This window comes from Clostridium estertheticum, from assembly GCF_018861295.1.
GTDB classification, from domain to species: domain Bacteria; phylum Bacillota; class Clostridia; order Clostridiales; family Clostridiaceae; genus Clostridium_AD; species Clostridium_AD estertheticum_D.
On the sequence record NZ_JAHLDM010000100.1, the window covers coordinates 1 to 725 of the forward strand.

The 725-nt window shown below is 28.7% G+C and carries 1 rRNA gene; it reads left to right on the forward strand.

The window, feature by feature from the left end:
• Window positions 1-87, forward strand: a 5S ribosomal RNA gene (rrf, locus tag KPL54_RS25845); the annotation flags it as partial.
• Between the last annotated feature and the right edge of the window lie 638 nt (window positions 88-725).

The window sequence follows — 725 nt, forward strand, 5'->3', positions numbered from 1 at the left end:
GTTCCCATACCGAACACGAAGGTTAAGCTTCAATGCGCCGATGGTACTGCAGGGGTGACCTTGTGGAAGAGTAGGTTGTCGCCAGGTTACAAAAAACTACTAAGTTATACTTAGTAGTTTTATTTTGCGTTAATATAACTTGTTATTGAAACTACCTCAACGCCGTTAATATTAATTTGAGGGATATATTAAAAATCAAAATCTTAAACAATTATAGTACCTACTGTATCAATTAATCATCCGTCACTTATGTATTAGTCCAAATTAGTAAGTTGTTGATTGAAATTTGAGAAAATTACTGAATAAAATAAAACAAAAATATGATAATTACCATCATATCTGAAGTATTTTGAACATTCTGGCACCTATCAGAGTATAAATTTAAGAAAATATATTGCTATTATTAATACTACAATACTGTAATATTGTATATACTTATCCATGTGTATCATAACGCTAAACATTGAATTATATAGATATATATGTAGAAATATGGAGTTAATCTTCTTAGACTGTATTTATGGTAAAATTGTAATGTGTTTTATATGATAGAATACTCCTTGTCGTCACATACGAGTGACACACTAAACTAACTAACAATTACAATTTAATAAGTTGGGATGAAAATTTATTTTAAAGAAGTAGTTGACAAAACAAGAAAAACCTAGTATTATAGTAGAAGTCGTCACATGATGACAAAGCAAATTGGTCTTTGAAAATTAAAC